The sequence below is a fragment of the Amycolatopsis sp. NPDC004625 genome, assembly GCF_040609695.1.
Lineage (GTDB): Bacteria > Actinomycetota > Actinomycetes > Mycobacteriales > Pseudonocardiaceae > Amycolatopsis.
In genome coordinates this window covers 1-17090 of the sequence record NZ_JBEXKX010000062.1, presented here as the reverse complement: position 1 = coordinate 17090, position 17090 = coordinate 1, and the positions used below count along the sequence as shown (strand labels likewise).

Here is a 17090-nt window from a genome sequence, read left to right as displayed (position 1 = left end):
CAGGACACTCGGGACACTCAGGACCGGGCGGGGAACCCGTGCCGCCGTGCGCCGAGCACCACGGCGAGCACCGGCAGCAGGAGCACCAGCAGGGTCCACGGGAAGGCCGCCGGGCCGGCCGCGTCGAGCAGGAACCCGCCGGCCACGCCGCCCGCGGCCATCGCCGCGTTCCACAGCGTGACGAGCATGGCCTGGGCGTTGTCCGCCGCTTCGCCGCCGGCGTTCCCGGCGGCCGTCTGCAGCAGCGTCGGGACGCCGCCCCAGCCCAGGCCCCAGAGCGCCACCGCCGGGTAGACCAGCGCCGGGCCGCCCGCGAACACCGCCAGCAGCGCCGCGGCCACCGCCACCAGCAGCGTGCTCGCCACCATCAGCGTCCGCAGCGCGCGGTCGATCCGGGCGCCGGCGATCCCGATGCCCGCCATCGACGCGACGCCGAACACGAGCAGGACGACGTCCACCGCGTCGCCCATCCCGGCCGCGGCGAGGAAGGTCGCGACGTAGGTGTAGAGCACCGTGTGCGCCAGCACGAACACCAGCGTCACCGCGAGCACGGGGACGACACCGGGCACGGTGAGCGTCCGCAGCACCGGCGTCCGGCCGCCCGCCCGGCCGGGCTGGTCCGGCACCGCGGCGGCGATCCACACCAGCAGCGCGACCGCGATCGCCGACATCACGCCGAACGCCGAGCGCCAGCCGAGCAGGCCGCCGAGGAACGTCCCGGCCGGGATGCCGAGCGACAGGGCCAGCGGGATGCCGGCCATCACGATCGCGATGGCCTTGCCCTGGTCGTCCGGGACGAGCCGGCGCGCGTACCCGGCGAGCAGGGCCCAGACGACGCCCGCGGCCACCCCGGCGACGAACCGCGCCACCATCGTCAGCGCGTAGTCCGCCGACAGCGTCGTCACGGTGTTGGCCACGGCGAACCCGGCCACGCCGGTCAGCAGCAAGCGTTTGCGCGACCACCGCGCGGTGGCGGCGGAAAGCGGGATCGCGGTGAGCGCGGTGCCGAGCGCGTAGATCGTCACGGCCTGGCCGGCCGCCGCTTCACCGACGCCGAGGCCCGCGCTCATCCCGGGCAGCACACCGGCCGGCAGCGCCTCGGTGAGCACGGTGACGAACGCGGCGGTGGTCAGGGCGAGGAGGGCGGTCAGGGGCGGCTTGCGGGTGCTGGGGTTCGTCATGCCGCTATGCTCGAACCCTCACATCGATGTGAAGGTCTACGTGAGGTGGGGCACATGCGGATCGGCGAACTCGCGGAGCGCACGGGCACGGCCCGCCGCCTGCTCCGGTACTACGAAGAGCAGGGCCTGATCATCGCGGGCCGCGGCCCGAACGGCTACCGCGACTACGACGAGCCGACGGTCGACCGGGTGATCCAGGTCCGCGGCCTGCTCGACGCCGGGCTGCCGACCCGGATCATCAAGCAGATCCTGCCGTGCCTCGACAAGCCGCGGACGATCTACTTCCCCGACGCGACCCCGGAGATGATCGCCACCCTGGAGGCGGAACGTGATCGCATGAGCCGCCGCGCGGAGTGCCTGCTGCGCAACCGGGACGCCATCGCGGAGTACCTGGACGCGGTCCGCGAGTACGACAGCGCGGTCTGAAGCCGCTCAGCTGTCGAGCGCGAGGAGACACGCTTCGAGCTCGTCGAACCGCACGCCTTCCGGGCGGCTCCGGTAGCGGTCGAGCGCTTCGCCGAGCACCCGCCGGGCGTCGTCCCGCCGGCCCACCACGCGGTAGCAGTCCCCGAGCGCGACCAGGAAGAAGTTCAGGTGGCGCAGGTTGCCGGTGGTCCGCAGGGCTTCGACGGCCCGCTCGAAGTGCGCGATCGCCTCCGCCCAGTCTCCGTCCCGCAGGAAGACGTACCCCAGGTTGCCGATGGCGTGGCCTTCGCCGTCGAGGTCGTGCTGCGCCCCGGCCACCGCCGCGGCCCGCTCCAGCCAGTGCCGTGCCTGCTCGCGGTCGCCCCACTGGATGTAGCAGAAACCGATCAGGTCGAGCGTCTTGACGTAGAGCCGCGGCTCGTCCTCCGGCTCGATCAGCCGGAGGATGTGCTCGCACTGCTCGAGCTCGGCGCGGTAGTTCGCCGAGTGGTACTCCCAGGCACCGGCCAGCACGTAGTGCAGGTGCGCCTGCTGCACCCGGTCTCCGCACACCTCGGCCAGCGCCAGGGCCTGGGGCAGGGTTTCGAGCGCGGCTTCGGTCCGCCCGGCGAAGATGCTGGCGCTGGCGAACAGGCGGTGCGCGATCAGCTGGGCGGTGACCTCGCCGAGCTGCTCCGCGGCGGTGAGGGCGAGGCGGCCCGCGGTTTCCCGTTCCGGCAGCAGGCCCTGCCGGGACCGGAATTCGTTCAGCACGGCGGCCAGCTGCCAGACCACGGTGTGCCAGCCCCGCTTCACGGCCAGTTCGGTGGTGGCGGTCGAGCACGCGTGCTCGGTGATGAACCAGTCCAGGGCGGCGGGCTGACCGGCGAAGCGCAGCGGCTCGACCCCGGGGAGCGGCGGGGCGATCCGGATCGGCCGTCCGAGCGGCTCGAGCACGTGGTTGCCGTGCCAGGACGTCTGCAGGTGGAAGTCCGTCACCCGCCGCAACGCGGCCTCGCGAGCGCTTTCCGGCAGCGTCCGCGCGGCCTCTTCGGACGCGTAGAGCCGGACGAGGTCGTGCATCCGGTACCGGCCGCTCGCGGTCCGCGTCACCAGGTGCGCGTTCTCCAGCGCCCGCAGCACCTTCCGCGCCTCGGTGAGCGGGACGCCGGCCAGCGCGGCCGCGGCGGGCAGGCCGATGTCCGGCCCCGGGGCCAGCGCCAGCAGGCCGAACAACGCCGCGGCCTCCGTCGTGAGGTGGCGCAGGGACCAGGAGAACACCGTGCGCAGGCTCAGCCCGGCCTCGCCGGTGTCGAGCCCGTCCAGCCGGGCGGCGTGGTCCCGCAGTTCCTCGGCCAGCAGCGCCAGCGGCAGTTCCGGCGAGGTGACCGCGCGCGCCGCGACGATCCCCAGCGCCAGCGGGAGCCCGGCGCACAGCCGGACCAGCTCGTCGACGGTGGCGGTCTCCGCGGCGAGCCGGTCGCGGCCGAGGTACCGCTCGAGCAGTTCCCGTGCCTCCCGCGCGGACAGCACGTCCAGGGAGATCGGCCGCGCCCCGTGCGTCGCGACGAGCCCGCCGAGCCGGTGCCGGCTGGTCACGAGCACCCGGCAGGCCGGGCTGCCGGGCAGCAGCGGGACGACCTGGCCGGTGCCGGCGGCGTTGTCGAGCACGATCAGCATCCGCTTCCCGGCCAGCAGGCTGCGGTAGAGCGCGAGCTGCGCGTCCGGGTCCGGCGGCACCGCGGACCCGTCGACGCCGAGCGCGTGCAGGAACCCCCGCACCGCCACGGAAACCGGCAGCGGCTCGGCGACCGGATCGAAGCCGCGCAGGTTGACGTAGAGCTGCCCGTCGGGGAACGCGGCGAGCTTCCCGGCCGCCCAGTGCAGGGCCAGCGACGTCTTCCCGATCCCGCCCGCACCGCCGATGGCCGAGATCACCACCGGGCCGGCGGTCCCGGCCCGGTCGAGCTCCGCCAGCAGGCCGGCCCGCCCGACGAACGACGCCGGCGCCGCCGGGAGCTGCTGCGGCACCGGCGTGGTGGCGCGCGGCCCCGGGTCGCCGTGCAGGATCCGTTCGTGCACCTGCCGCAGCTCGGCGCCGGGATCGGTGCCGAGCTCCTCGGCGAGCAGCCGGCGCATCCGGTCGAACTCGCGCAGGGCGTCACCCTGACGGCCGGCCCGGGCCAGCGCCAGCACCAGCCGGCTGCGGACCCGTTCGTCCAGCGGGTGGTTCTCGGCCAGCGCGGTCAGCTCGGGGACCAGCTCGCCGGCGCGGTCGCCGCGGAGCCGGATCTCGGCGAGGTCCAGCTGCGCGCCCAGCCGCCGGCTCTCCAGGGTCCCGCGCAGGTTGGCGAACCACGGCGTGTCGAGGCCGGCGAACGGCTCCCCGCCCCACAGGGCCAGGGCGCGGTCCAGCAGCACGGCCTTCTCACGGTCGTCGCCGGTGGCCGCGGCCTCGCCGAGCAGGCGCAGGAAGACGTGGAGGTCGACCGAGTCCGGGTCGGCCGTCAGCAGGTAGCCGCCGGAGCGCTGGACGACGGTGGCTTCGCCGAGCGCCGTCCGCAGCCGGGAGACGTAGCTGTACAAGGCGTTGCGGGGGTTGACGGGCAGCTGCTCGCCCCAGATCCGTTCGGCCAGGACGTCCGCGGGCACGACCTTGTTCAGGTCGGTCAGCAGCGCGACGAGCAGGCCGCGCAGGCGGGGGCGGCGGATCTCCGCCGGGTGGTCGCCGACGCGGGCCTCGAGTTCGCCCAGCAGCCTGAACCGCACCGCGCCGTCCGCCTCCCCGTGTCCACCCGGCCGCCCACTGTAACGGATGCCCGGAAAGGCGCGGGAAAGCTTCGCGCAAGGCCGGTCCGGCATCGTAGGGGAAGTCGGCGGTGCCGCCACGAATCGTCGAGGGGGCGGTTCGTGGCCGGTGCCGCGACCGCGGGCCGGATCGTCTTCCCTGCCACGGCCGTCGCCCCCGGGGCGGCCTCCCGGGCGATCCGGCCGGTGGCGGGGCGGTCCGGTTCCCTCGAACGCCGGGCCGTCCCCGTCACCTCACCGGCGGCGGGACGGGTCGATCACGTGGACGGCCGCTTCCTCCGCCGAAGCCGCGCCGCCGTCGATGCCGGCGTCCGAGGCGTACAGCTCTTCGTCGGTGTCCTCGCCGAACCCTTCGTCCGACGCGACCAGGCGGCCCGCGCGGACGTCGCCGACCTCGTCGTCGATCAGTTCGCCATCGGTGTCTTCGGTGTCGCCCAGACCGTCGTCGTCGAGGTCGTCGGCCAGGTCGGGGACCTCCCGGGCGAGCCGGCCGGCCCAGCTTTCGCCCTCCGCGGTTTCGCGGGCGGTGGTGCCCCAGCCTTCGGTCGCCTGGGCGCGTTCCGGCGGTGAATAACCCTCCGCCAGCTCGTCCCGGTCGTCCAAAGTGTCCTCGGGGTCGAGGATCCCGTTGTCGGCGTTGTCTTCGATGTCGTCGTCCACGACCACCATCTTCCCGCAGGCCCTATGGCTGTTCCCAGTCCGGGTGATATGACCGAGCCCAGCCGGGGCTCCGCCCGGCACGGTGAAAGGTGATCCCTCATGCCGATGAGACGCAGGGTGCTGGCCGCGGGCCTGGCCGGGGTGTTCGGTGCCGCGCTGTCCGGGCGGACGGCACAGGCGGCGACGGCGGCCCCGCCGGTGCGCCTCGACCAGCTGAACCTGGTCAGCCTCTCGCACGTCAACGACCCCGCCACGACCAACGTCTTCCCCGGCGACCCGGCCTTCGAGCTGGAGACCATCGCCACCATCCCGCAGGACGGCTACTACCTGCAGTTCGTCCGCGAAGGCGAGCACACCGGCACGCACTGGGGCGCGCCCGGCCACTTCAACACCGGTGAACCGCTCGCCGACGACATGGATCCGGGCGATCTATTCAGGCCCGCAGTCAAGATCGACGTCCGCGCGAAGGCGGCGGCCAACCCGGACTACGCCGTGACGATCGACGACCTCAAGGCGTGGGAGAAGCGGAACGGCCGGATCCCGGACGAGTCCGTCGTGGTGCTGTGGACCGGCTGGGACGCGAAGTGGGGCACCCCGGCGTACCCGAACACCGGCGCGGACGGCGTGCTGCACCAGCCCGGGTTCTCCGTCCCGGCGGTCCGGTGGCTGATCGACACCGGGCGGCTGGGCCGCCGCGGCGGCACCGGCACCGACACGTTCAGCCCGGACGTCGGCACGGACGAGACGTACACGGTGTCCAAGCTGGTCTACCGCCGCCACCGGATCAGCCTGGAGATCCTGGCGAACCTGAAAGCGCTGCCGACGACGGGCGCCTGGGTCCTGGCGGGCGGCCCGATCAACCGCCGCGGCGCGGGCTCGACGGCGACGATCTTCGGCGTGCTCCCCCCGGCCTGAGTCCTCGTGAGTGGTAAGGCGGGTTAGAACCCTGCTTACCACTCACGACCGGCCGCGGCAGACCAGCGGACCGGCGGGGCCGGGTCAGCCGGCGGAGAGCGTCGAGAGGCGCAGGGACGAGAGCGCGGCCGGGTGGCCGAACCGGTAGCCCTGGGCGGTGGTGCAGCCCGCCCGGGTGACCAGTTCGGCCTGCTCGGCCGTCTCGATGCCCTCGGCCACGACGGCCACGTCGAGGTCGGCGCACAGCCCGACCAGCGAGCGGCACAGCGCCGCGTCGCGGTCCGGGCGGACGCCGGTCGTCAGCGCGCGGTCCAGCTTGATCAGGTCGACCGGCAGCGCGTGCAGCACCGTCAGCGAGCTGTACCCGGCGCCGAAGTCGTCGAGCGCCACCCGGACGCCGAGGTCCTGCAGGCGGCGGATCGCCGCGGCGCCGGCGGCCAGGTCCGGCACCGGCACGGTTTCGGTGATCTCGACGATCAGGCGTTCGGCCGGCAGGCCGTACCGGTCCAGCGCGGACCCGACGCTCTCCTCGAGCGACGCGGCGCCGAGGCGGCTCGCGCACACGTTCACGTGCACCGTCAGGTCGATCCCGGCCGCGGTGATCTCCCGGCAGGCCAGGTCCAGCACCAGCGCGTCCAGCTCCGCGCCGAGGCCCGCGCCCTCGGCGGCGCGGACGAACGTCTCGGGGGACACCGCGGTGCCGTCGCGCGCGGTCCAGCGGGCCAGTGCCTCGACCGCCACCGGCGTCTCGCCGGGCAGCCGGACGATCGGCTGGAACACCAGGGCGAACCCCTCCGGCAGGCCGCCGTCCGCGCGGCGCAGGGCCGACGGGAAGTCCGGCGGCCCGTCGGGGGACGGGTGGTAGACGACCGTGGTGTCCTTGCCGAGCCGTTTGCCCGCGTACATCGACGTGTCCGCGCGGCCCAGCAGCACGTCGGCGGTGATCGACGGCTCGGTGGGGTCCGGCACGACCAAACCCATGCTCGCCCGGACCGGCACCAGCGTCCCGTGCACCGCGAACGGCCGCCGCAGCGCGCTCTGGATCCGGTCGGCGACCGCCTGCGGGGCGTCGACCTCGCCTTCGAGGAGGATCGCGAACTCGTCGCCGCCCAGGCGCGCGACGGTGTCGCCCGCGCGCACGCAGCTCAGCAGCCGCTGGGCGACGGCGTGCAGCAGGACGTCGCCGCCCGCGTGCCCGAACCGGTCGTTGACCTCCTTGAAGTCGTCCAGGTCGACGAAGATCAGCACGAGCGGCGGCCGGTCGACGGCCTCGACGGCCCGGTCCAGCCGGTCGGCGAAGAGCGCGCGGTTGGCCAGCCCGGTCAGCGGGTCGTGGTAGGCCTGGTGGGTCAGCTGCTGCTGGCCCTCGTACACCCGGCGCAGCAGCAACCGGTTGTCCAGCAGGGAAAGCAGCTGCCGGGCGAGCACCAGGAACACCACGAGCGCGCCGACGAACACCTCGACGCCGTCCGGGCCGGCCCCGGCCACGATCTGCACGGTGATCAGCAGGGCGACGGCGGTGACCGGCACGTACGGCAGCGCCAGCTGCCACCAGTCGACCCCGACCGCCTGACCCGCGTCCTCGCGCCGCCGCGTGCCGGGGGTGACCAGCAGGGCGTAGGCGATGAACAGCGGGCCGAGCACGAACCCGCCGTCCGACCACGGCTTCATGCTCTCGGCACCGATGCTGACCAGGTAGGCGAACACGCTGTCCGAGCAGGCCAGCGCGACGATCCCGACCGCGGCCAGCAGCAGGTTCGCGCGGTAGGGGCGGTCGACCCGGTCGAACACGACCAGCAGCACGGCGACCACCACGATCACCAGGTCCGACAGCGGGTAGGCGATGGCGACCGCCCAGGTCAGCGCGTCCGGTCCGGTGGCCCGCACCAGCTGCCCGAGCGCCGCGGTCCAGGTCAGGATGAACAGCGAACCGGTGACGACCAGGCCGTCCAGGACCACCGCGACGCCGAAGTGCGCCGTCCACTGCGCGGGCTGCCAGCGTTCGCGGTCCGGCCGGACCCGCGCCCGGGCGAGCACGAAGAGGGCGGCGAGCGCGAACAGCGGGAAGCTCAGGTAGCCGACGTCGGCCAGCGACGGCGAGGGCAGCCCGCGCCCGTCGACCAGCTGGTACCAGGACCAGGCGCACTGGCCGAGCGACCAGCCGGCCATGCCGATCGCGACCAGCACGCGCCACCAGCGCTGGTGCCCGCGGACCCGGCGGGCGACCACCACCCCGCAGACCACCGCGCCGATCCCGGCGCTCAGCTGCATGGTGTCGTCGACCCAGAGGGCGAAGGTGTCACCCCAGAACGCGAACCCGTTGACCACGACCAGGGCCGCCGCGACGAAGACGAGCAGGATGGCCACTGGGTACCGCCGCACTGTCATGGCACCTCACGCGGTCACGCACGCCGGTAGGACCGGCAAACACTACACCGGGCGTGATCGACCACAAGCGCACCGCACCGGCGGTCACAGACCGCCGCGCCCGTTCGTCATGGGGGCGGGGGCAGCCGAAGCGGAGGAGACCCGGGGTGACCGTGATCGGGCCGGAGCGGCCACAGCTGATCGGGCTCGCCTACCGCCTGCTGGGCTCGCTGGGCGACGCCGAAGACGTCGTCCAGGAGGCGTACGGCCGGTGGTACGCGCTGACCGGGCCGCAGCGGGACGCGATCGAATCGCCGGCGGCTTGGCTGACGACGGTGGCCGGCCGCATCTGCCTCGACGTGCTCGGCTCGGCCCGGGTGCGGCGGGAGCGGTACGTGGGCGAGTGGCTGCCCGAGCCGGTGCCCGCGGGCCGGCTCGCCGACCCGGCCGACCGCGTCACGCTGGACGAGTCGGTCACGATGGCGTTCCTCGTCGTGCTGGACGCGATGACGCCGGCCGAGCGGGTGGCGTTCGTGCTGCACGACGTCTTCGCCTACCCGTTCGCCGAGGTGGCGGCGGTGCTGGACCGGACACCGGCGGCCTGCCGCCAGCTGGCTAGTTCCGCGCGCCGCCGGGTCGCCGCGGCCCGGGTCCCGCAGCCCGCGCCCGGCCAGGCGGACGTCGTCCGGGCGTTCAAGCAGGCGTGGGAGGCGAAGGACATCCGGGGCCTGGTCGGCCTCCTCGACCCGGAGGCCACGGCCGTCGCGGACGGCGGCGGCCTGGCCGGCGCGGCCCTCCGCCCGGTCGTGGGCGGCGAGCGGGTCGCGCGGTACGCGGTGCACCTCGTCAGCCGCGTCCCGGCGCTGACGATCGAGGAGACCACGGTCAACGGGCAGCCGGGACTGGTGACGCGACGGGACGGTACCGTCGCGGCGGTCGTGGCGCTCGACGTCGTGGGTGGGGTGGTCCGGCGGATCTGGGCGGTGCGGAACCCCGAGAAGCTGCGCCGCTGGCCGGGCTAGCGGAGGGTCGCGATGCCGGCCAGGAAGATGTCGATGCCGGCCAGGAACTGCTCGCGGTCGTCGTGGTCGCGCAGCTGCGCCGCCGCCCGGTGCACGAAGGGGTAGCGCTCGGGGTCCAGCTGCTCCCACTGGCCGGCGATGCGGCCGAGGAAGGCGTCGCGGTCGGGTTCGGCGGAGAGGCGGGCGTTGGCGGCGTTCTGGCCGGCGACGCCGAGGACGTAGTTCACCAGCGCGCCCGCGGCGTCGAACAGCGACGGCCCGGGGACACCCAGCGCGGTGAGCAGCCCGCCGATGCGCTCGTAGACCTCCAGCAGCGCCGGGCGCCAGGGCTCCCGCGAGAGCTGCGCGCCGACCCAGGGATGCTCGTCGATCGCGTCGAACAGGCCGAGGGCGACGGTCCGCAGCGCCTCCCGCGGTGGTGCGTCGGGGACGGCACCGGTCACGACCCGGCCGACGACGGTGTCGGTGGCCGCCGCGAGCAGGTCGCTCTTGTTCGCGACGCGGTGGTAGATCGCCCCGTACCCGGTGCTCAGGCGGGTGGTCAGCGCGCGGAACGTCAGCGCGGCCTCGCCGCCTTCGTCGAGCAGCCCGGTCGCCGCCGCGACGATCACGTCCTTGGTGAGCTCGTCCGTGCGCCGGGGTGCCATGGGAGGAGTATCGCACGTTTGGATCGTCGATCCAAAGTCGTGCTACGGTGAGTTTGGATCGACAATCCAAACTCTTCGGGAGGAATGATGACGCCCTCGGTCACGATCATCGGAGCGGGCCTCGGCGGGCTCGTGCTCGCTCGCGTCCTGCACGTCCACGGCGTCGACGTCGCCGTTTACGAGGCGGAGCCCTCGCCGGACGCCCGCCACCAGGGCGGCCTGCTCGACATCCACCCCGGGAACGGCCAGCCGGCGCTCGAAGCGGCCGGCCTCACCGCGGGGTTCCGCGAGCTGATCCTCGAGGGCCGCGAGTCCTACCGGGTCCTCGACCGGACCGGGGCGGTGCTGCTCGACCGGCCCGACGACGGCACCGGCGAACGGCCGGAGGTGCCGCGCGGCGCCCTGCGGCAGCTGCTGCTGGACTCGCTGCCGGCCGGCACCGTCCGGTGGGGGCACAAGGTCACCGGCGTGCGGCCGCTCGGGGACGGCGGCCACGAGGTGAGCTTCGCCGGCGGTGCCACGGTCGTCGCACGGCTGCTCGTCGGCGCGGACGGCGCCTGGTCGCGGGTGCGCCCGCTGCTCTCCGCCGCCACGCCCGAGTACGTCGGCGTCTCGGTCGTCGAGACTTTCCTGTTCGACGGCGACACCCGGCACCCGGCGGCCGCCAAGGCGGTCGGCGCCGGATCGATGTACGCGCTGGCGCCGGGCAAGGGGATCGTCGCGCACCGGGAAGGCGGCGGCACGCTGCACACCTACGCGCAGCTGGTGAAGCCGCAGGACTGGCTGGCCGGTCTCGACCCCGCCGCGGTGACCGCACGCGTGCTCGGGGAGTTCGGCGGCTGGGCCCCGGAGCTCACGGCGCTGATCGACGGCACCGACGTCCCGCCGGCCGTGCGCCGCCTCTGCACGCTGCCCGCCGGGCACCGCTGGGACCGCGTGCCGGGGGTGACCCTGCTCGGCGACGCCGCCCACCTGATGCCGCCGAACGGCGAGGGCGCCAACCTGGCCATGCTGGACGGTGCCGAGCTCGGCCGGGCGATCGCCGCGCACCCCGGCGACGCGGAGGCGGCGCTGGCGGAGTACGAACAGCGCCTGTTCCCGCGCGTCGCGGCGGAGATGGCGGACGACGACCTGTACGACGTCATGTTCGGGCCGGACGCGCCGCACAGCATGGTCGCCATGATGTCGGTCTAGGTGTGCTGTCCGGTGGGGTGGGGGATGATCGCGACGTACGATCGCGGTGGGAGGGGTGCCGGGTGTTCGGTCGGAAGAACCGGAAGAAGCTCGACGATCTGATGGCGCAGCTCAGGCCCGACCTGAGCCGGGAATCGCTCGGTGTGGGGCCCGGCTTCCCGGGCGTCGCCCCGAACCCGCTCCTGAGCAGGGACGCGGCCAGGCGCACCGCGGAACTGCGTACCGGGGAGCTTGCGCTCGGCGTTCTCGTCGGCTGGCGGGAGGTCAACAGCAATCCACGCGTGGTCCTGATGTTCGACGTGGAGACCGCCGACGGCCGCTCGTTCCGCGGCATCGCGGACGAAGACCTCACCCTCACCGAGCTCACCCGGCTCGCCCCGGGACAGACGCTGCCGGTGCGCTACCGGCCGGCCGTGATGGACCACTGCGTCGCCCTCGCCCGGGACGCGGACCCGGCCCGTGTCCGGCAGCTCTCCGACGAGATCGCGAGCCGCAAGCGGACCTGAGCTAGCCGGGGCCGCCGGGTTCGTGCCTGCTGCGCGGGGCCGGCACGACGAACGCGATCACCGTCGCGGCCAGGCCGGCGAGCACGGACACGTGCACGGCGGCCGGCACGGTGCTGATCAAGAACAGCCGCAGCGTCCCCGAGATCAGCAGGCGCCACATCTTCGGGCTCATGATCGACAAATACCCGCGGCGGGCCGCGGCGAACCGGCTCGCGCCACGTTCACCCGGCGGAGTGGGGTGGGTGTTTCGACGACTTCGACACCGCCGCGGTTTCGCCGCGGAATCGGAGTTTCGGTGTTCGGTCGCAACGGGAAAGGAAACCGCGGGATAACGATCCGTTTCGCGCCGCGTGATCGGCTGGACATCGGCGGTGACGCTGACGAACATTGACCTCCGTGCGTGGGAAGGGGAAGAAAGGTGAGCCTCAGTGCGGCGGACGTGGTCGGTGAGCTCAAGGCCCTGCGCAAAGGGAGGGCAATTTTCACGACACCGCTCGCGGACCGGGTCGGCCCCGCATTGCGCAGCACTTGTGGCATTTTGGAAGATGACGGAACGGTCGAGATGCGGCGTAAGCTGTCGGACCGATTGCGGCCGCTGGTCGAGTCGCTGCCGGACGACCTGAAGATCGCCCTGCTGGCGGCGTTCGCGCTGGACGAGCGGGCCCGGAAGCCGTTCTACCAGGACCGGGTGCACTGGGCGGCGAGCACGCTCGACCGCGACGACCGGACGGTCCGGCGCCGGATCGACGAGGGAATCGAGCAGATCGCCGCACTCGCCGTCGCGGCGCCCGGGCCGGAACTGCCGCGCTATCCGAGCCGCAGTTGGCACACCGAAGAACTGCGCGTCACGCTGGCTCTCGATCAACCGGTGCCGGAGGCGTTCGAATTCCGGCGGGTGATCGCGGACGCCGACGAAATCGCCGTGCTCGACCTCGCGTTGACGTTGCCGCTGTCCGCCCAATCCGGCGAATCGGTGCACGAGTCCGATCTCGGTGTCGACGTGTTCCACGGCGGTGTGATCGCCGGCCGCGGGATGGAATCGAGCGACCGGATCGGGTTCGCGTTGCGGCTGCCGGAGCCGTTGCGGCGGGGTGCCCGGCACGAGGTCGGGCTGCGATTCCGGGCGAACCTGCGGGAGCCGCGGTACGTCTGCGTGCCGAGGCACCCGTGCGACGTGTTCGACCTGCACGTCCGGTTCGGTGACCGGGTGCCGGCGCGGATAGTCCGGGTGGACCAGGTGGACCCGGGCGACCTCTCGCGCGGCGGGCCGGTGCTGGCGGCGGACGAGGCGGGGGAGGTGCACGTGCGGTTCCGGCAGCTGGCACCGGGCTTCGCGTACGGCATCCGCTGGGGCTGAGCCGGGGTCTGTCCGGGCTCGAACCGCCGGTTACCGGACAAAACCTGGACAACCACCGCCGTCCTGCAACGTTGCTGGTCAGCGCCTCGATTACTCCAGATGTCGGACCGGGGAACGTCCACGCAGCATAATGTCCACTGTGGACGAAGCGGCCCGGCGGCGGACGCGAGGAGGGCCCGTGGAAACCATGATCCCGGCGGAGGCGCCGGTCGACGGATACACCGTGCTGGCGGATTCGCCGCGGCCGGACGGCGGCCTGGTGAAGGAGCGGATCGACCCGGTGGTCGCGGCGGCCCGCGGCGGCGACCCGGACGCCGTCCAGGCGCTGCTGCGGCTGATCAAGCCGACCGTCGTGCGCTACTGCCGGGCCCGGATCGGGGGCCGCGACCTCTCCTACCTCTCGGCCGACGACGTCGCCCAGGAGGTGTGCCTGGCCGTGCTGAAGGTCCTGCCGAACTACCAGGACCGCGGCGGTTCCTTCCTCTACCTCGTGCGCGCGATCGCGGCGAACAAGGTGGCCGACGCCTTCCGCTCGGTGGCCCGGGACCGCTCGAAGCCGGTCCCGGAGCTCCCGGACCGGCCGCTGGGCGGCAACGAGCCGGAGAACCACGTCCTCGAACTGGACCTCGGTGCGCGTCTCGGCCGGCTGCTCGCGCTGCTGCCGCCGCTGCACCGGGAAATCCTGTCGCTGCGGATCATCGCCGGCCTCTCGGCGAACGAGACGGCGGAAGCCCTCGGTATTTCGGCGGGCAACGTCCGCATCACGCAGTACCGCGCGCTGACGAAGCTGCGCGGCATGATCGGCGAGCGCGGGCTCTGAGGGTCACTCCAGCCATTCGGTGACGAAGTGGTCGCTTTCGTGGATGTGCACGGCCTCGTAGACGCCGGGTCCGAGCACGGCGAACTTGTGCGGCGTGTGCGCGGGGACGACGAGCACGTCCCCGGCGCCGCCGTCACGCTCCTCGTCGCCGACGGTGAACCGCGCCCGCCCGCGGAGGATGACGAACGTTTCGGTGTAGGGGTGCCGGTGCAGCCGCGGCCCGGAGCCGACGACGTCCGTGCTTTCGCGGATGACCGAGATCCCGGACCCGACATCGCGCCCTTCGAAGTTCTCGCTGTCGCTCATCCGGCCAGGGTAGCCGCGCCGCGGCCGGTCACGGCCTTCCTCAGCTGGCCGAGCGCGCGGTGCTGGGCCACCCGCACCGCGCCGGGTGTCGAGCCGACCGCCGTCGCCGTTTCCTCGGCCGACAGGCCGACCACCACGCGCAGCACGACGATTTCCCGCTGTTTGCGGGACAGCACCCGCAGCAGCTTGGCCACCCGTTCGCCCAGCTCGCACCGCAGGACGTGGTGTTCGGGATCGGGCGACGAGTCGACCCTGTCCGGCAGTTCGGCCACCGGCTCGTCCCGCTGCCGCGCGGCGGCCTGCCGCGCCGCCGCGACCTGGTGGCGGGCGATCCCGCGGACGAAGTCCCCGAACGGCCGCTCCGGCGGCCGCCGCGGCAGGGCCTCGAGCAGTTCCAGGCAGGCGTCCTGGGCGACGTCGTCGGCCGCGTCCGGGTCGAGCCGGGCGCGGCAGTACCGCACCACGAGGGGCCGAGCCGCGAGCAGGCTGTCCCGGGTTGCGCGCGTCGTCATGCGGGCCAACTACCCCCATTCCCCGGCGGCCGACCGGCTTCGCCCGGATTCCCGGCAATTTCCGGACGCGCCGCGATAACGGCGACGATCCCTTGCCGGAACAGGGAAATGACCTACGGCCCCTCGTCGGCGCGGCCCGGTCCTGCGGCTACGCCGGATGGCGGCGACCCTTTGCTTCGGCTTCGGCGCCGGGTGCTTGCCTAGGGTTCCTGCCGGGTCCGGAACGCGTCGAGCACGCGACGCTCCCGTTTGGTCGGCCGGCCCGCGCCCCGGTCGCGGCGGGCGACCGGGATCGCCGTCTCCGGGGGTGGCTTCGGGGTCCGGTCGAGGTAGCACGTTGCCGCGTCCGGGGCGCCCACACGCTTCTGGATCACGCGGACCACGTCGAGGACCTTCGTCGTCCCGCCGACGCGCAGGCGGACCTCGTCACCCGGGACGACCGTGGTCGCCGGTTTGGCCGGCTTGTCGTTGACGCGCACGTGGCCGCCCCGGCACGCCGCCGCGGCGTCCGGGCGGGTCTTGGTCAGCCGGACCGCCCAGAGCCAGCGGTCCACTCGGGTGGACTCCACAGTCGTCCATCATGGCCCATTCAGCGGCACGGCCGCGCCGGACCGGCAGGTTACTCGTGGGTATATGTCGACTTGTCTGCACCATCCAGCTATAACTTGTTCTAAATACCTCAACGGTGAGGACCAAAGCATGAGCGACGAACCCATGTGGAGAACAACTTCCAACCCTGTTTCGCGTCGTCTCTTCATTGCTGGAACCGGTTCTATCTTGGCGGGCGCCGCACTCGCCGGCCGAGCCGCCGCTGCGACGAAGCAGCCGGCCGCCATCGCCGACGGCGCCCGCGTGTCCGCGCTCGTGATCGGCACCGGCTACGGCGGCTCGGTCGCCGCCCTCCGGCTCGCCCAGGCCGGCGTCGACGTGCAGATGGTCGAAATGGGCATGGCCTGGGACACCCCCGGCTCCGACGGCAAGATCTTCTGCGCCACGCCGAATCCGGACCAGCGGTCCTTCTGGTTGCGCACCAGGACGAAACAGCCGTTCTCCAACTTCCTCGGGTTCCCGATCGACAAGGACATCCCGCGCTACACGGGCATCCTCGACGCCGAGGAGTTCGGCGGCATCATCGTGTACCAGGGCCGCGGGGTCGGCGGCGGCTCGCTCGTCAACGGCGGCATGGCCGTCACGCCGAAGCGCGAGAACTTCGGCGCGATCCTCCCGACCGTCGACGCCGACGAGATGTACAACGTCTACTACCCGCGCGCCAACGCGGGGCTCGGGGTCGCCACCGTCCGGCCGGCCTGGTTCGACAGCACCGACTGGTACCAGTTCGCCCGCGTCGGCCGGAAACAGGCCCAGCGGTCCGGTTTCCCGTTCGTGTTCGTGCCGGACGTGTACGACTGGGACTACATGGAAAAGGAAGCGGCCGGCACCGTCCCGAAGTCGGCGCTGGCCGGGGAAATCCTGTTCGGCAACAACTACGGCAAGAAGTCGCTGCAGAAGACCTACCTGCCGAAGATCGCCGCGACCGGCCGGGTCACCATCTCGCCGCTGCACCGGGTGACGCAGGTGGTGCCGGCCGCCGGCGGCGGCTACACGGTGACGATCGAGCAGCTCACCACCGCGGGTGCGGTGTCCACCATCAAGACCGTCACCGCGGACAAGGTCTTCTTCGCCGCGGGCAGCGTGGGAACCAGCAAGCTGCTGGTGAAGCTGAAGGCGACCGGCGCGCTGCCGAACCTCAACGGTGAGATCGGGAAGGGCTGGGGCGACAACGGGAACGTGATGGTCGGGCGCGCCAACCAGATCTGGGACCCGACCGGGGCCTCCCAGTCGACCATCCCGTGCGGCGGCATCGACAACTGGGCCGCGGGCGGCGCCTTCGCGGAGGTCGCGCCGCTGCCGACCGGGATCGAGACGTGGGCGTCGTTCTACCTGTCGATCACCAAGAACCCGAACCGGGCGCAGTTCGCCTGGAACCCGACGACCCGCGCGGTCGAGCTGAACTGGCAGACGGCGTGGAAGCAGCCGTCGATCGACATGGCGAAGACCATCTTCGACAAGATCAACTCGACCGAGGGCACGATCTACCGGACCGACCTCTTCGGCACGTACAAGATCTGGGGCGACCATCTCACCTACCACCCGCTCGGTGGCGCGGTGCTCGGCAGGGCGACCGACAACTACGGCAGGCTCGCCGGGTACCCGGGCCTGTACGCGATCGACGGTTCGCTGATCCCGGGCAACACCAGCGTCAACCCGTTCGTCACCATCACCGCACTGGCGGAACGCAACATCGAAAAGATCATCGCCACGGACTTCTGAGGTCTGCCGCGGCTCGTCGTGAGTGGTAAGGCGGGTTCTAACCCGCCTTACCACTCACG

17 protein-coding genes are annotated in these 17090 nt (G+C 72.8%); 8 read left to right on the top strand and 9 right to left on the bottom strand.

Annotated elements, in window-relative coordinates; genetic code table 11:
• Positions 1 to 17: 17 nt before the first annotated feature.
• Positions 18 to 1181 carry an MFS transporter gene (locus tag ABZW17_RS41025; protein ID WP_354826645.1) on the bottom strand — a complete coding sequence of 388 codons (1164 nt, stop codon included), beginning with the start codon at positions 1179 to 1181 and terminating at the stop codon, positions 18 to 20.
• 54 nt (positions 1182 to 1235) lie between these two features.
• Here ABZW17_RS41025 and ABZW17_RS41020 point away from each other — a divergent pair, with 54 nt between their 5' ends.
• A complete protein-coding gene (locus ABZW17_RS41020) occupies positions 1236 to 1607 on the top strand; it encodes a MerR family transcriptional regulator (RefSeq protein WP_354826642.1) in 372 nt (123 codons plus the stop codon).
• A gap of 6 nt (positions 1608 to 1613) precedes the next feature.
• Here ABZW17_RS41020 and ABZW17_RS41015 read toward each other — a convergent pair whose 3' ends face one another.
• On the bottom strand, positions 1614 to 4355 hold the full coding sequence (locus ABZW17_RS41015) for a BTAD domain-containing putative transcriptional regulator (RefSeq protein WP_354826639.1): 2742 nt from the start codon (positions 4353 to 4355) through the stop codon (positions 1614 to 1616).
• Between the two features lie 273 nt (positions 4356 to 4628).
• On the bottom strand, positions 4629 to 5054 hold the full coding sequence (locus tag ABZW17_RS41010; RefSeq protein WP_354826637.1) for a DUF5709 domain-containing protein: 426 nt from the start codon (positions 5052 to 5054) through the stop codon (positions 4629 to 4631).
• Between the two features lie 99 nt (positions 5055 to 5153).
• Here ABZW17_RS41010 and ABZW17_RS41005 point away from each other — a divergent pair, with 99 nt between their 5' ends.
• A complete protein-coding gene (locus tag ABZW17_RS41005; RefSeq protein WP_354826635.1) occupies positions 5154 to 5969 on the top strand; it encodes a cyclase family protein in 816 nt (271 codons plus the stop codon).
• An 84-nt stretch (positions 5970 to 6053) separates the two neighbouring features.
• Here the strand turns inward: ABZW17_RS41005 and ABZW17_RS41000 are convergent, their stop codons facing one another.
• Positions 6054 to 8357: an EAL domain-containing protein gene (locus ABZW17_RS41000; protein WP_354826632.1), complete on the bottom strand. Its 2304-nt coding sequence runs from the start codon at positions 8355 to 8357 to the stop codon at positions 6054 to 6056.
• 146 nt (positions 8358 to 8503) lie between these two features.
• Here ABZW17_RS41000 and sigJ point away from each other — a divergent pair, with 146 nt between their 5' ends.
• A complete protein-coding gene (gene sigJ / locus ABZW17_RS40995; protein WP_354826629.1) occupies positions 8504 to 9358 on the top strand; it encodes an RNA polymerase sigma factor SigJ in 855 nt (284 codons plus the stop codon).
• Here sigJ and ABZW17_RS40990 read toward each other — a convergent pair.
• On the bottom strand, positions 9355 to 10005 hold the full coding sequence (locus ABZW17_RS40990) for a TetR/AcrR family transcriptional regulator (RefSeq protein WP_354826627.1): 651 nt from the start codon (positions 10003 to 10005) through the stop codon (positions 9355 to 9357). The two genes, sigJ and ABZW17_RS40990, sit on opposite strands and share 4 nt — an antisense overlap.
• A gap of 84 nt (positions 10006 to 10089) precedes the next feature.
• Here ABZW17_RS40990 and ABZW17_RS40985 point away from each other — a divergent pair, with 84 nt between their 5' ends.
• Together ABZW17_RS40985 and ABZW17_RS40980 are read left to right on the top strand one after the other, a co-directional pair.
• Positions 10090 to 11199 (top strand): NAD(P)/FAD-dependent oxidoreductase, encoded by a 1110-nt coding sequence (locus ABZW17_RS40985; protein ID WP_354826625.1) that lies wholly within the window; start codon positions 10090 to 10092, stop codon positions 11197 to 11199.
• 62 nt (positions 11200 to 11261) lie between these two features.
• Positions 11262 to 11705, top strand: a complete 444-nt coding sequence (locus tag ABZW17_RS40980) for a hypothetical protein (RefSeq protein WP_354826623.1) — start codon at positions 11262 to 11264, stop codon at positions 11703 to 11705.
• Between the two features lies 1 nt (position 11706).
• On the opposite strand, the gene ABZW17_RS40975 is transcribed toward ABZW17_RS40980, so the two are convergent.
• Positions 11707 to 11877 carry a hypothetical protein gene (locus ABZW17_RS40975; protein WP_354826620.1) on the bottom strand — a complete coding sequence of 57 codons (171 nt, stop codon included), beginning with the start codon at positions 11875 to 11877 and terminating at the stop codon, positions 11707 to 11709.
• 390 nt (positions 11878 to 12267) lie between these two features.
• On the opposite strand from ABZW17_RS40975, the gene ABZW17_RS40970 reads away from it, so the two are divergent.
• Complete coding sequence (locus ABZW17_RS40970) at positions 12268 to 13062, top strand: hypothetical protein (RefSeq protein WP_354826617.1); 795 nt, start codon at positions 12268 to 12270, stop codon at positions 13060 to 13062.
• 187 nt (positions 13063 to 13249) lie between these two features.
• Positions 13250 to 13882 carry an RNA polymerase sigma factor ShbA gene (gene shbA / locus ABZW17_RS40965; RefSeq protein WP_354826706.1) on the top strand — a complete coding sequence of 211 codons (633 nt, stop codon included), beginning with the start codon at positions 13250 to 13252 and terminating at the stop codon, positions 13880 to 13882.
• Between the two features lie 3 nt (positions 13883 to 13885).
• On the opposite strand, the gene ABZW17_RS40960 is transcribed toward shbA, so the two are convergent.
• From ABZW17_RS40960 to ABZW17_RS40950, 3 genes are all read right to left on the bottom strand, one after another.
• Positions 13886 to 14188 (bottom strand): cupin domain-containing protein, encoded by a 303-nt coding sequence (locus ABZW17_RS40960; RefSeq protein ID WP_354826615.1) that lies wholly within the window; start codon positions 14186 to 14188, stop codon positions 13886 to 13888.
• Positions 14185 to 14700, bottom strand: coding sequence for a sigma-70 family RNA polymerase sigma factor (locus ABZW17_RS40955; protein WP_354826612.1), 516 nt, complete (start codon positions 14698 to 14700; stop codon positions 14185 to 14187). The genes ABZW17_RS40960 and ABZW17_RS40955 overlap by 4 nt, the downstream gene beginning before the upstream one ends.
• 200 nt (positions 14701 to 14900) lie before the next feature.
• Entirely contained in the window at positions 14901 to 15269 is a 369-nt protein-coding gene (locus ABZW17_RS40950; RefSeq protein ID WP_354826610.1) for an RNA-binding S4 domain-containing protein, read from the bottom strand.
• A gap of 208 nt (positions 15270 to 15477) precedes the next feature.
• On the opposite strand from ABZW17_RS40950, the gene ABZW17_RS40945 reads away from it, so the two are divergent.
• Positions 15478 to 17031 carry a GMC oxidoreductase gene (locus tag ABZW17_RS40945; protein ID WP_354826607.1) on the top strand — a complete coding sequence of 518 codons (1554 nt, stop codon included), beginning with the start codon at positions 15478 to 15480 and terminating at the stop codon, positions 17029 to 17031.
• Positions 17032 to 17090: the final 59 nt, after the last annotated feature.